This window comes from Micromonospora coriariae (assembly GCF_900091455.1).
Classification (GTDB): domain Bacteria; phylum Actinomycetota; class Actinomycetes; order Mycobacteriales; family Micromonosporaceae; genus Micromonospora; species Micromonospora coriariae.
On the sequence record NZ_LT607412.1, the window covers coordinates 3,783,482 to 3,797,155 of the forward strand.

Below are 13,674 nucleotides of genomic sequence, written 5' to 3' on the forward strand. Positions count from 1 at the left end.
GGTACGCCGACCAGCCGTGGTCTCCGCGGGCGAGGGCGCTCCCGCGGAGACCGTCAGCTGTGGTGGCGAGCTTTCAGCGTCCCTGCAGACGCTTCACGTTGTCGCCGAAAGTCCAGCCCTTCGACCCGTCCCAGTTCGCCGACCAGGTCATCAGGCCCTTGATTCCGGGTACGGCGCTCCACGCCTGCGTGACCAGCGACGTCGACATGTAGCCGCCGCCCGCGCCGGTCTGCGCGGGAAGGCCCGGAACCTGCTTGTCGTACGGCACGCGGATGGTGGTGCCCTGGATGGTCAGGCCGTTGTTCAGGCACTGCGTCTGCACAGTGAAGCCCTGCACCGTGCCGGCGGGGTACGAGTCGCCGGCGCAGCCGTACATGCTGCCGTTGTAGTACTGCATGTTCAGCCACCAGAGCCGGCCGTTGTCCACGTACCTCTTGATGATCGGCAGGTATGAACCCCAGATCGAGCCGTAGACCACGCTGCCGCCTGTGACGTAGGCCGTCTCCGGCGCCATGGTCAGGCCGAAGTTCGACGGCATCCGGGCCAGCACTCCGTCGATGATCCGGATCAGGTTGGCCTGCGACGTGGACAAGGTGTTGATGTTGCCACTACCGGTCAGGCCGGTCTCGATGTCGATGTCGATCCCGTCGAAGTGGTACGCCGTCAGGATCGGCACGATCGTCGCGATGAAGCGGTCGGCGACCGCGCTGGAGCTCAGGTCGATGCCCGCCGCGGCCCCGCCGATCGACATCAGAATGGTGGCTCCAGCGGCCTTGGCCTGGCACATCTCGGCCGGGGTGGCCACCTTCACGCCAGCGTCCATGCCGTTCTCCCAGAGCACCGTGCCGTCCGCGCGGATCACCGGGAAAGCCGCGTTGATCACGTTGTAACCGTGCTGGCTGAGCCGGCTGTCGGTGATCGGGATCCACCCGAGGCCGGGGTGCACGCCGTTGGAGGCGCCGTCCCAGTTCTCCCAGTAGCCCTGCAGCACCTTGCCGGCGGGCCGCGACTTCACCCCGCAGGTCCCACCGGTCGGCGGCGGCGTGGTGGGTGGAGGGGTGGTGGGTGGCGGAGTGGTCGGTGGAGGCGTGGTGGGTGGCGGAGTGGTCGGTGGCGGCGTGGTCGGTGGCGCTGTGCCTCCCGAGCACGCGCCCAGGTCACGCCACAGCGACGGGGTCGCGGCCGGGTTCCAGCCGGCGCCGGGGTGTGCGGTGTGGGTGACCAGAGCCTGGTAGAGCCGGCCGCCGTAGGTGACCTGCGCGCCCGCCTGGTAGGTGTTGCCCTCGGCCCAGGCCGGCGCGGTGCAGGCGACCATCGCGGCGGCGTCCGCCGAGGACACGGCGGCGGTACTGCTGGGGACGAAGGCGACGGCTGTCGCGACGGTCATCGCCGCCCCGGCTACCACTGCGAAAATCCGACGGCTTCTCATGGCTCACTCCCCAGGCATCGACGACCCGCGACCTCCACATATTGACGTTCGTGAAGTTTAATATCAAGGGTTGTTAACAGATTCGGGGACGCCGCGGTGTACGGGAGGTGTCGCCTGGGCCGGGACCGGCGGTGCCTGCCCGGACACACGATTAAGGCCCCTGACCGGTTTCCCTGGTCAGAGGCCTTACGTGCTGAGCGGCTTTGGTGCCCCCGGCAGGATTCGAACCTGCGCCCCCGCCTCCGGAGGGCGGTGCTCTATCCCCTGAGCTACGGGGGCTCAGCGACTGGAGAAGACTAGCAAACCTCCACCACGAACGCCGAATCGGTATCCGGTGCCCCGATCGTGTCGCCGATTGCCCGATGCCCCTGGCCGTCAGGTCGCCCGGCCGGCCGAAACGGGACGGTCAGGCTGCCCGGCCGCGCGAGCCGGGACGGTCAGGCCGCGACCGCCCGGCCGCAGCTGGGCAGGGGGTGCAGCACGATCCGCCGTGGGAGTCGGCGCGGCCACTCGTTGCGCGGCCACGAGCCGTCCACGATCAGGTGCACGGTGCGCTGCTCCTCGCCGCTGAGTCGCAACACGAAGTCGCGGGGGAGTGGCGGGTCGACGGTCGGCGTGGTGATCATGAAGCGAACCCGACCGCGGGACGAGACGGCGGAGATCACGTCGGCCGCCGGCATGGTGCCGCGCAGCCGCACCCGGCCGATCCAGTAGACCTCGGCGAGGTGCTCCTGGGCAGCCCGGGTGATCGTCGGGTACTCGCTGCGTACCCAGCGTTCGACCGCGCTGACGCAGAGCCCGCAGGCGCGCTCGCGCGGCTCCCGCGGACCCAACCCCCAGGCCCGCAGGTACGCCCCGACCGCGCCCGCGTCCAGCGGCAGGTCGAACCGGCGCTGGATGAGCGTGGTCAGGCTCTGCCGCGTCCACAGCTCCTCGTCCAGGCCGAACTCGTCGGGGTGGACGCCCCGCAGCACGTCGATCAGTTCGAGTTCCTGTTCGCGGCTGAGCATTCCCGGCTCGCCCTGCCGCTGTCCGCGACGGACGGCTGCCACCGCCCCGTCACCGCCGATTGTGTGGCGCCGGCACCAACTGGTGACCGAACGCCGTGCGTCTCTGAGTGCAACCCCCACGTCCTGCGCAACGAGCCCGAATCGCAACTGGTCACGATATGTGCGGAGAAAACTCTCTAAGCAACGTAATCGGTTGGACCGACCAAAACGCCCATAAGGAACATTGCCGGACAATAGGCCATGACACCGGCCTTGCAGTGGCGAGTCGATCAACCGCGGGCAGCGAACCAGCCTTTGATCCACTTCAGGTCGCCGATGCGGGGCATCCACACCCGGGGACACCCCCACGTCGGCGATCTGGAGTGGATCAAGCTGACGAGGCGTGCACCGGCGTCATCGTCGTACGCCGACAGGCGAGGGCCCGCGCCCCGCCGGTCTCACGGCGGTGACGCGGGCCCGGGTGCCCGTACGGTGGATCAGCCCTTGGCCTGCGCCTGGAGCTGCCGGAGGTTGTTCAGCTCGTTCTGCTGGGTGGCCTTCATGGTGCGCGCCACCCGAAGCACCTCGGCGTTGTCGGTCTCGCCGAGCACCGCGTCGATCATGTGGATGCCGCCGAGATGATGGTTGATCATCAGGGTCAGGAACTGCCGGTCGACCTCGACACCCTGGGCGTCGCGCAGCGCGGCCATCTCCTGCGGGGTCGCCATCCCCGGCATCAGCCCGTTCTTCACGGTTGCCCCGTCGGACATCCACGACATTGGAGGCTGCGACCCGGTCGGGCTCAGCTCCCACTCCCGCAGCCAGGTCTGCATGGCGCCGATCTCGCCCTGCTGCCCGGTGGCGATGTCCACGGCCATCTGCCGCACCCCGGGCAGCGTCGCCGACCGGTAGGCGGTCAGGCTCATCTCCACCGCCTGGGCGTGGTGCGTCGTCATGTCCCGAGCGAAGCCCGCCTCGACCGAGGTGTCACCGGGCCGGGTGAGGCCCGGGGTGAGCAGGCCGCCGGCGTACCCGAGCAGCAGGCCCACCACCAGCATGGCGGCCAGGGCCAGTACGCCGTAGCGCCGCGTGGCGGGCCGGTCGCCCCGATCCGGAGCGACCGGAGCCTCGTCGTGCTCGCTGTCGGTGGTGGCGGGAGCGGTCATCGCGGTCCTTACTGGGTCGGCGGCTGCTGCTGAAGTTCACGCGGCGTGGTGCCGGTGGCGGTGACACCCTGGTTGCACAGCGCGGTCGGGCCCTCGACGGAGGCGTTCACCCGCAGGTCCTTGATGAACTCGTCGATCCGCGAGTCGTCGGCGTTGTCGACCTTGAGCTGGTAGCCCCACGCCTGGAGCGAGATCGGCTTGTCCAGTCCCTCGTACGGGCTCATCATCGTCTTCTCGACGCCACGCACCTTGCCGGCGAGCTTGTCGACCTGGTCCTTCGGCAGGTCCGGGCGGTAGGTGATCCACACCGCGCCGTGTTCCAGGCTGTGCACCGCGTGCTCGTTGGCGATCGGGGCGTCGTACACCTCGCCCATGCAGTTCTGCCAGGCGGCGTTGTGCACCCCACCCACCGGCGGCGAGATCTTCCAGGTCAGCGGACCGGACTTGTGCGACTCGTACTTCAGGCTGTCCGGGTCCGACTTGCGGATGTTGACGATGCCGTCGATGGCGTTCGCCCGCTTGTCCCACGGCTTGGAGCCCTGGAACGACGCCCAGGCGCCGTAGCCGATGATGCCGGCCGCGAGCACGCCCACGGCGACGAAGAGAGCGATCGGGCCCCAGGCCCGGCCCTGACTCACCTTGACCGGGGCGATCGGCTTGCGGGGACCCTTGCCACCTGCCCGCGGAGTGCCCGCCGGCTTGCCGGAGCCGGCCTTGGCGCCGGACGCCGGCCGGCCCGCGGCCGGCTTCTTGCCGGTGCTGACCACGGTCGGGCGGCGCTCAGGGCCACCCGGGGTGCTGATGCTCATCGTGCCTCGTCAGGTCGGTTGGTCAGGGGAGGTGGCGGGCGGGATGACGTGCAGGGTCGCCGCCGAGTGCCCGAGTCTACCCCCGATAACATGGTTCGGTGACTCCTGCAGAACTAGCCTCGGTCGTCCTCACCGCTGCCCACGCCGTCTTCGCCGAGCGTGGCCTGGACCACGCCGCGCTGCCGGAGCGTACGGCGGTGGAGCGACCGCGCAACCCCGAGCACGGCGACTACGCCTCCACGCTCGCCCTGCAGTTGAGCAAGAAGGTGGGCGTCCCGCCGCGCGAGCTGGCCGCCGCCCTGGCTGATGAGCTGGGCCGGGCGCCCGGGGTCAAGTCGGTGGAGATCGCCGGTCCGGGCTTCCTGAACATCCGGCTGGACGCGGCCGCCGCCGGCCAGCTCGCCCGGGTGATCGTCGAGGCCGGCGCGGAGTACGGCCGCAGCGACCGGCTCGCCGGCGAGAAGATCAACCTGGAGTTCGTCTCGGCCAACCCGACCGGTCCGGTGCACATCGGTGGGGTCCGCTGGGCGGCCGTCGGTGACGCGCTCAGCCGGCTGCTGCGGGCCACCGGCGCCGAGGTGGGCACGGAGTACTACTTCAACGACGCCGGGTCCCAGATCGACCGGTTCGCCCGTTCGCTGCTCGCCGCCGCCAAGGGTGAGGCCGCGCCGGAGGACGGCTACGGCGGGGCGTACATCTCCGAGATCGCCGCCGAGGTGCAGGCGCGTCGGCCGGACGTTCTGACCATGGACGACGCCGCCGCCCAGGAGGTGTTCCGGGTCGAGGGTGTCGCGCTGATGTTCGACGAGATCCGCTCCTCGCTGCGCGACTTCGGGGTGGAGTTCGACACCTACTTCAACGAGAAGGACCTGCACGACCGGGGTGAACTGGACCTCGCCCTCACCCGGCTGCGCGAGCAGGGCCAGGTGTACGAGTCCGAGGGCGCCACCTGGCTGCGCACCACCGACTTCGGTGACGACAAGGACCGGGTGCTGCGCAAGTCCAACGGCGAGTGGACGTACTTCGCCGCGGACTGCGCCTACTACCTGGACAAGCGCGAGCGCGGCTTCGAGCGGGTCGTGATCATGCTGGGCGCCGACCACCACGGCTACATCGGCCGGATGAAGGCGATGGCCGCCTGCTTCGGGGACGACCCGGAGCGCAACCTGGAGATCCTCATCGGGCAGCTGGTCAGCCTGCTGCGCGACGGCGCCCCGATGCGGATGAGCAAGCGGGCCGGCACGGTGATCACTCTGGAGGACCTGGTCGACGCGATCGGGGTGGACGCCGCCCGGTACGCGCTGGCCCGCTACTCCAGCGACTCGCCGATCGACATCGACATCGAGCTGTGGACCCGGGCGACCCGCGACAACCCGGTCTACTACGTGCAGTACGTGGCGGCCCGGACGGCGGGTGTGGCCCGTAACGCCGCCGAGGTGGGGCTGGTCCAGGGCGACGCCGATGCCTTCCGCCCCGAGCTGCTCGGGCACGAGAAGGAGAACGAGCTGCTCAAGGCGCTCGCCGAGTTCCCGGCCGTGGTGGCCACCGCCGCCGAGCTGCGCGAGCCGCACCGGGTGGCCCGCTACCTGGAGGAGAGTGTCGCCGCCTCCTTCCACCGGTTCTACGACAACTGCCGGGTGCTGCCGTTGGGCGACGAGGAGGTCACCGACCTGCACCGCGCACGGCTCTGGCTCAACAACGCCACCCGCACGGTGATCGCCAACGGCCTGCACCTGCTGGGCGTCTCCGCTCCCGAGAGGATGTAGTACCTGATGCGTGCTCACGAGGCTGGTGCGCTGCACGGCGACATCGGCAGCCGAGGGCCGGCCTGGCTGCGTACCCCGGACGACGTCAACGCCCTGATGCCGGCGCTGTGGCCGCGCACCGTGACGCGCGGCGCCGACGGCGCGCTCGCCGTCGCGGGCCTGAGCGTCCGCGACCTCGCGGCCGAGTTCGGCACCCCGATGTACGTGCTGGACGAGGACGACCTGCGGTCACGCTGCCGGGACTTCCGGGCGGCCTTCCCGACCGAGGACGTCTTCTACGCGGGCAAGGCGTTCCTCTGCCGGGCGGTGGTCCGGATGATCGCCGAGGAGGGGCTGCACCTCGACGTCTGCACCGGTGGCGAGCTGGCCACCGCCCTCTCGGCCGGGATGCCGCCGGAGCGGATCGGCTTCCACGGCAACAACAAGTCGGTGGCCGAGTTGGCCCGGGCGCTGGACGCCGGTGTCGGGCGGATCATCGTCGACTCGTTCACCGAGATCGACCGGCTCACCGCGCTGGCCCGCGAGCGGGGCGTCCGCCCCCGGGTCCTGGTCCGGGTCACCGTCGGGGTCGAGGCGCACACCCACGAGTTCATCGCCACCGCCCACGAGGACCAGAAGTTCGGCTTCTCCCTGGCCGGTGGTGCGGCCGCGGCGGCCGCGTTCAAGATCCTCGACGAGGGCGTGCTGGAGCTGCGTGGCCTGCACTCGCACATCGGCTCGCAGATCTTCGACGCCAACGGCTTCGAGGTCTCTGCCCGCCGGGTGCTCGCCCTGCAGGCGCAGATCCGCGACGCGCGGGGGGTGGAGCTTCCCGAACTGGACCTGGGCGGCGGTTTCGGCATCGCGTACACCACCCAGGACGACCCGGCCACTCCGCAGGACCTGGCCAAGCGGCTCCGCAAGATCGTCGACTCGGAGTGCGCCGCCGAGCGGCTGGCCGTGCCGCGGCTCTCCATCGAGCCGGGGCGGGCCATCGTCGGGCCGTCCGTGTTCACCCTCTACGAGGTCGGCACGGTCAAGGACCTCGACGGCATCCGGACGTACGTCAGCGTGGACGGCGGGATGAGCGACAACATCCGCACCGCGCTCTACGACGCGTCGTACTCGGCGACGTTGGCCTCCCGGGCGTCGACCACGGAGCCGATGCTCGCCCGCGTGGTGGGAAAGCACTGTGAGTCCGGGGACATCGTGGTGAAGGATGAATTCCTGCCCGCCGACGTGCAGCCCGGAGATCTTGTCGCGGTGCCCGGCACGGGCGCCTACTGCCGCAGCATGGCCAGCAACTACAACCACGTACCGCGGCCACCGGTGGTCGCGGTACGCGACGGCCACGCGCGTGTGATCGTCCGGCGGGAAACCGAAGAGGACCTGCTCGCATTGGATGTTGGATGACGTCACCTGTGCGCTTGGCGCTGCTCGGCTGTGGCACGGTCGGCCAGGAGGTGGTCCGGCTGCTGCACGAGCAGGGCACGGACCTGGCCGCCCGGATCGGCGCTCCGCTGGAGATCGCCGGCATCGCCGTCCGTCGGCTCGGCCGGGACCGCGGTGACCTGCCGATCGACCCGACCCTGTTCACCACCGACGCGCTCGGCCTGATCAAGCGCGACGACGTGGACGTCGTGATCGAGGTCGTCGGCGGTATCGAGCCCGCCCGGAGCTGGCTGGTCGAGGCGCTGCGCGCCGGCAAGAGCGTGGTGACCGCCAACAAGGCGCTGCTCGCCGAGGACGGCGTGGCGCTGCACGACGCGGCGGCCGAGGGCGGTGGCGACCTCTACTACGAGGCGTCCGTGGCCGGGGCCATCCCGCTGCTGCGCCCGCTGCGCGAGTCGCTGCACGGGGACCGGATCAACCGGGTCACCGGCATCGTCAACGGCACCACCAACTTCATCCTCTCCGCCATGGACGCCACCGGCGCCGGCTTCGCCGAGGCCCTCGAAGAGGCCACCGAGCTGGGGTACGCGGAGGCCGACCCGACCGCCGACGTGGAGGGCTTCGACGCGGCGGCCAAGGCGGCGATCCTCGCCTCGCTGGCGTTCCACACCCGGGTCGGCGCCGCCGACGTGCACCGGGAGGGGATCACCGAGGTGACCGCCGCGGACGTGGCCAGCGCGCAGGCGATGGGCTGCACGATCAAGCTGCTCTGCATCGCGGCCCGGGGAGTCGACCCGGCCGGCCGGGAGACGGTCAGCGTCCGGGTGCACCCGGCGATGATCCCGCGCAGCCATCCGCTGGCCAGCGTCGGTGACGCGTTCAACGCGGTCTTCGTGGAGGCGGACGCCGCCGGGGAGCTGATGTTCTACGGCCGGGGCGCGGGTGGCGCGCCGACCGCCAGCGCGGTGCTCGGCGACGTGGTGGCGGTGGCCCGCAACCGGCTCGCCGGGGTGCGCGCGGCCAGCGAGAGCGCGTACGCCGATCTGGCGGTAAGGCCGATGGGCGAGGCGCTGACCCGCTACCACGTCAGCCTGGACGTGGCCGACCGTCCGGGTGTGCTGGCCGCGGTGGCCGGCGTGTTCGCCCGGCACGACGTGTCGATCGCGACAGTGCGGCAGGGTTCGGCCGGCGGTTCGCCCGGCCGGGACGGCGACGCCGAGCTGGTGATCGTCACCCACGTGGCGCCGGACGCCGCGCTCGCCGCGACCGTGGGCGAGCTGCGCGGCCTGGACATCGTCCGGTCGGTGACCAGCGTGCTGCGGGTCGAGGGCGGGGTGTGAGTCGTTGACCCCGTGGTGGGACGGCCCGCTCGTCCCGCCAGGTGGGTAACCCGGTGTCCGCCGTCGGTCGCTCCGGCAGGCTGGTCCAGGGTGGCCTGGTCCTCAGGTCGGCGCGACGGTAGAGGCGAGGAGAACGACATGTGGCGGGGTCTGATCGAGGCGTACCGGGACCGGCTGCCGGTCACCGCGGCCACGCCCGTCGTCACGCTGCACGAGGGGAACACCCCGCTGCTGCCCGCACCGGTGCTCTCCGCCCGGATCGGGTGCGACGTGCACCTCAAGGTGGAGGGCGCCAACCCGACCGGCTCGTTCAAGGACCGCGGGATGACCCTCGCGGTCTCCAAGGCGGTCGAGGCCGGCAACAAGGCGATCATCTGCGCCTCCACCGGCAACACCAGCGCCTCCGCCGCGGCGTACGCGGCACGGGCCGGGCTGACCTGTGCGGTGCTGGTGCCGCAGGGCAAGATCGCGCTGGGCAAGCTGGCCCAGGCGCTGGTGCACGGCGCGAAGCTGCTCCAGGTGAACGGCAACTTCGACGACTGCCTCGCGACGGCCGCCAAGCTCGCCCAGGACTACCCGGTCGCACTGGTCAACTCGGTCAACATCGACCGGCTGCACGGACAGAAGACCGCCGCGTTCGAGATCGTCGAGGCGCTCGGTGACGCCCCCGACATCCACTGCCTGCCGGTCGGCAACGCCGGCAACATCTCCGCCTACTGGATGGGGTACGCGGAGGAGCAGGCCGCCGGCACCACCACCCGGGCGCCGAAGATGTACGGCTTCCAGGCCGCCGGGGCGGCGCCGATCGTCACCGGCCAGGTGGTGGCGGAGCCGTCGACCATCGCCACCGCGATCCGGATCGGCAACCCGGCGAGCTGGACCAAGGCCCTGGACGCCCGGGACGCCTCGGGTGGCCTGATCGCGGCGGTGACCGACCGGGAGATCCTGTCCGCGTACCGGCTGCTCGCCCGCGAGGTGGGGGTCTTCGTCGAGTTGGGCAGCGCGGCCAGCGTGGCCGGTCTGCTCCAGCAGGCGGCGGCGGGCGCGATTCCGGCCGGGTCGACGGTGGTCTGCACGGTGACGGGTCACGGCCTGAAGGACCCGGAGTGGGCGATCTCCACGGCGCCCGCCCCGATGACCATCGCGAACGACCCGCTGGCCGCGGCCCGCGCCCTCGACCTGGCCTGAGCGGCCACCCGCGCCCGACTGTCGTGGCCCGGCCGGGCGGCGACCCGGGGTGGAACGCGGCAGGCGTTGGGACGGCAGGGGTCCGGCGGGGGTCGGGGTGATCGAGTCAGGCACACTTTCGGGTATCCCCGCCCGCATTCTCTTTCAGGAGTGAGCCAGGCCGATGTCGCTGCTCGCCAGATTCAGCCTCGCCAACCGAGGGCTGGTTGCCCTCATCGCGGTGGTGACCACGGTGTTCGGAGCGTTCGCCGTGCCGTCGCTGAAGCAGCAACTGCTGCCGTCGCTCGAATTCCCGGCCGCGTTCATCGTGGCCGCCTATCCCGGCGCCGGACCCGAGATCGTCGAGTCGCAGGTGACCGAGCCGATCGAGAACGCGCTCCAGGGCATTCCCGGGCTGGACCAGGTCACGTCGACCTCCCGCGAGGGGGCGGCGACGGTCCAGGTGCTGTACGAGTTCGGCACCGACCTGGACGACGTGGTCAACAAGATGCAGACCGCGCTGAGCCGGATCGACGCCCAACTGCCGGAGAGCGTCGACCCGCAGGTCATCGCGGGCAGCACCGACGACCTGCCGGCGGTGGTGCTGGCGGCGACCGGCGCCGCGGACGAGCGGGCGCTCGCCGAGAAGCTGCGCGCGACGGTGGTGCCGGAGCTGGAGGGCATCGAGGGGGTCCGTACGGTCGAGGTGACGGGGACCCGCGACGACGTCGTGGTGGTCACCCCGGACCCGGCCAAGCTGGCCGCGGCGAAGCTCCAGCCGACCGTGATCGGCGCCGCGCTGAAGACCAACGGCGTGTCGGTGCCGGCCGGTGCGGTGACCGACGGTGGCCTGGCCCTCCCGGTGCAGGTCGGCACGCCGGTCGCCACCCTGGCCGACCTGCGGGGCATCGTGGTCGCCCCCGGAGCCGCCCCGGTGCGTCTCGGTGACGTGGCGACAGTCGAGCAGCAGCTCGCCCCGGCCACCGCGATCACCCGGACCAACGGCAAGGACAGCCTCGGCATCGCGGTCACTGCGGCGCCGGACGGCAACGCCGTGGAGATCTCGCACGAGATCCGGGACCGGCTGGCTGACCTGAAGGACGCCTCCGGCAGCGAGCTGACCGTGGTCTTCGACCAGGCGCCGTTCGTCGAGAAGTCGATCGAGTCGCTGACCACCGAGGGCCTGCTGGGCCTGCTGATGGCGGTCATCGTCATCCTGGTCTTCCTGCTGTCGGTGCGGTCGACAGTGGTCACCGCCGTCTCCATCCCGCTCTCCGTGCTGGTCGCCCTGATCGCCCTGTGGATCGGTGACTACTCGCTCAACCTGCTCACCCTCGGCGCGCTGACCATCGCGGTCGGCCGGGTGGTGGACGACTCGATCGTGGTGTTGGAGAACATCAAACGACACCTGGAGTACGGCGAGGAGAAGCGGCACGCGATCATCACCGGCGTCCGCGAGGTGGCCGGCGCGGTGACCGCGTCCACCCTCACCACGGTCGCGGTGTTCGCGCCGATCGCGCTGGTCGGCGGGTTCGTCGGGCAGCTCTTCGCGCCGTTCGCGATCACCGTGACGGTGGCTCTGCTCGCGTCGCTGCTGGTGTCGCTGACCGTGATCCCGGTGCTGGCGTACTGGTTCCTCAAGCCGCGCGGTGGCACGCCGGACGACGAGGCGGTGCGCCGCGGCGCGGAGGAGAAGGAGCTGCGCAGCCCGTTGCAGCGGGCGTACCTCCCGGTGATCGGGTTCGCCACCCGCAAGCGGGCCACCCGCTGGATCACCGTCGGGCTGGGCCTGCTGGTGCTCTTCGGCACCTTCGGGCTGGCCCAGAAGCTGGAGACAAACTTCCTGGACGACTCCGGTCAGGACACGCTCAGCTTCCGGCAGGAACTGCCGGCGGGTAGCGGCCTGGCCGCCACCGACGCGGCGGCCAAGCAGGTCGAGACGGTGCTCGGGCGTACCGACGGGGTCGAGACATACCAGGTGACCGCCGGCGGCGGGGACAACCCGTGGGCCGGCGGCGGTGGCAACAACGTCGCGAGCTGGTCGGTGGCCCTCGACGGGGACACCGATGCGAAGCAGATGCGCGAGGTGCTGCGCAGGGAGTTCGACACGCTCGGCACCGGGCTGGGCGAGATCAGCTTCGGCGGTGGACAGGACGCCTCGACCAGCCAGCTGGAGGTGATCGTCCAGGCCAGTGACCCCGAGGTGCTGACCAGGGCCGCCGAGGCGGCCCGGACGGCGCTGGCCGGGGTTCCGGACGTCGAGGACGTCACCACCAGCCTGGCCGACCAGGTGCCGCGCGTCGACGTGACAGTCGACCGGGTGGCTGCCGGCCGGGTCGGGCTCACCGAGGCCGCGGTGGGTCAGCTCGTCTCGCAGGCGTTCCGCGGGGCGCCGCTGGGCCAGGTCACGCTCGACGGCCAGCAGCAGAACGTGGTGCTGCGGCTGGGCGCGCGGCCGCCGGTGTCGGTGGAGGAGCTGCGGGCGCTGCCGGTGGGTCCGGTCAAGCTGGGCGACATCGCCGCCGTCACCCAGGGCGAGGGGCCGCAGCAGGTCACCCGGATCGACGGTGAGCGCAGCGTTTCGGTCACCGGCACGGCGACCGGCTCCAACCTGGGCGCGACCAGCCAGGAGCTGCAGAAGCGGCTGGACGCCATCGATGTGCCGGGCGCGAGCCTGACCATCGGCGGGGTCAGCGCGGACCAGGCGGACGCCTTCGGCGACCTGGGCCTGGCGGTGCTGGCCGCGATCGCGATCGTGTTCCTGATCATGGTGGCCACGTTCCGTAGCCTCACCCAGGCGCTGATCCTGCTGATCTCCATCCCCTTCGCGTCGACCGGCGCTATCGGTCTGCTGCTGATCACCGGGACTCCGCTGGGCGTGCCGGCGTTGATCGGCGTGCTGATGCTGGTCGGCATCGTGGTGACCAACGCGATCGTGCTGCTCGATCTGATCAACCAGTACCGGGCCCAGGGCATGGGGGTCCGGGACGCGGTGGTCGAGGGCGGACGGCGCCGGCTGCGCCCGATCCTGATGACGGCGGTCGCGACCATCTTCGCGCTGCTGCCGATGGCGCTCGGGTTGACCGGCGAGGGTGGGTTCATCTCCCAGCCGCTGGCTGTCGTGGTGATCGGTGGCCTGCTCAGCTCCACGCTGCTGACGCTGATCCTGGTGCCGACGCTCTACACGATGGTGGAACACACAAAGGAGTCGCTCCGGGAGCGGCGCAGCCGCAGGCGCCGTCGGCGGAGCGCCGGCGACCGGGCGGTGACCGGGCAGACCGACCCGGAGACCCCCGAGCCGGCCAGCCCGAACAAGGTGGCGGTGCCGTCCGGTGCGTCGGCGGTACACGCCGCGGGTTCGCAGCCCGCGGCGGGGCGAGGCGCACCGTCGGGTGCGCTGGTGGAGGGCACGGACCAGTTCGAGGTGCTACGGCTGCCGCGCAGCCGCACCTCGCCGCTGCCCCCCACCGAGCCGACCGAGTAGTCGGACCGGCACCTCGGAACGCCCCCGGCGGGTTCACCCGCCGGGGGCGTTCCGGCACCCGGCGCGCCGGCCGGTTCCGAGCGGAACCGAGGGGCCGGTCGGTGCTGCTCGCGGGGGGTATCGAGCGCGGTCGACCGGGTAGCGTCGCGCTAC

The 13,674-nt window shown here is 71.3% G+C and carries 9 protein-coding genes and 1 tRNA gene; 5 read left to right on the top strand and 5 right to left on the bottom strand.

The features are described 5' to 3' along the window. Positions 1–73: 73 nt before the first annotated feature. The 5 genes from GA0070607_RS17770 to GA0070607_RS17790 all read right to left on the bottom strand — a co-directional run bounded on the left by GA0070607_RS17770 (position 74) and on the right by GA0070607_RS17790 (position 4,393). Positions 74–1,387: a carbohydrate-binding protein gene (locus GA0070607_RS17770; protein WP_408630837.1), complete on the bottom strand. Its 1,314-nt coding sequence runs from the start codon at positions 1,385–1,387 to the stop codon at positions 74–76. A 246-nt stretch (positions 1,388–1,633) separates the two neighbouring features. Then, positions 1,634–1,708, bottom strand: a tRNA-Arg gene (locus GA0070607_RS17775). A gap of 158 nt (positions 1,709–1,866) precedes the next feature. Then, positions 1,867–2,559 (bottom strand): winged helix-turn-helix domain-containing protein, encoded by a 693-nt coding sequence (locus GA0070607_RS17780; RefSeq protein ID WP_089019206.1) that lies wholly within the window; start codon positions 2,557–2,559, stop codon positions 1,867–1,869. Between the two features lie 356 nt (positions 2,560–2,915). Then, on the bottom strand, positions 2,916–3,584 hold the full coding sequence (locus GA0070607_RS17785) for a DUF305 domain-containing protein (protein WP_089019207.1): 669 nt from the start codon (positions 3,582–3,584) through the stop codon (positions 2,916–2,918). Between the two features lie 8 nt (positions 3,585–3,592). Then, positions 3,593–4,393, bottom strand: a complete 801-nt coding sequence (locus tag GA0070607_RS17790; RefSeq protein ID WP_089019208.1) for a DUF3105 domain-containing protein — start codon at positions 4,391–4,393, stop codon at positions 3,593–3,595. Positions 4,394–4,491: 98 nt separating this feature from the next. On the opposite strand from GA0070607_RS17790, the gene argS reads away from it, so the two are divergent. The 5 genes from argS (at position 4,492) to GA0070607_RS17815 (ending at position 13,521) form a co-directional block, all read left to right on the top strand. Continuing rightward, entirely contained in the window at positions 4,492–6,159 is a 1,668-nt protein-coding gene (gene argS, locus GA0070607_RS17795) for an arginine--tRNA ligase (RefSeq protein WP_089019209.1), read from the top strand. A gap of 6 nt (positions 6,160–6,165) precedes the next feature. After that, positions 6,166–7,551, top strand: a complete 1,386-nt coding sequence (gene lysA / locus GA0070607_RS17800; protein ID WP_089019210.1) for a diaminopimelate decarboxylase — start codon at positions 6,166–6,168, stop codon at positions 7,549–7,551. A gap of 8 nt (positions 7,552–7,559) precedes the next feature. Next, positions 7,560–8,870: a homoserine dehydrogenase gene (locus GA0070607_RS17805; protein WP_172899200.1), complete on the top strand. Its 1,311-nt coding sequence runs from the start codon at positions 7,560–7,562 to the stop codon at positions 8,868–8,870. A 138-nt stretch (positions 8,871–9,008) separates the two neighbouring features. Continuing rightward, positions 9,009–10,058: a threonine synthase gene (gene thrC, locus GA0070607_RS17810; RefSeq protein ID WP_089019212.1), complete on the top strand. Its 1,050-nt coding sequence runs from the start codon at positions 9,009–9,011 to the stop codon at positions 10,056–10,058. A 163-nt stretch (positions 10,059–10,221) separates the two neighbouring features. Continuing rightward, complete coding sequence (locus tag GA0070607_RS17815) at positions 10,222–13,521, top strand: efflux RND transporter permease subunit (protein WP_089019213.1); 3,300 nt, start codon at positions 10,222–10,224, stop codon at positions 13,519–13,521. Positions 13,522–13,674 lie beyond the last annotated feature (153 nt).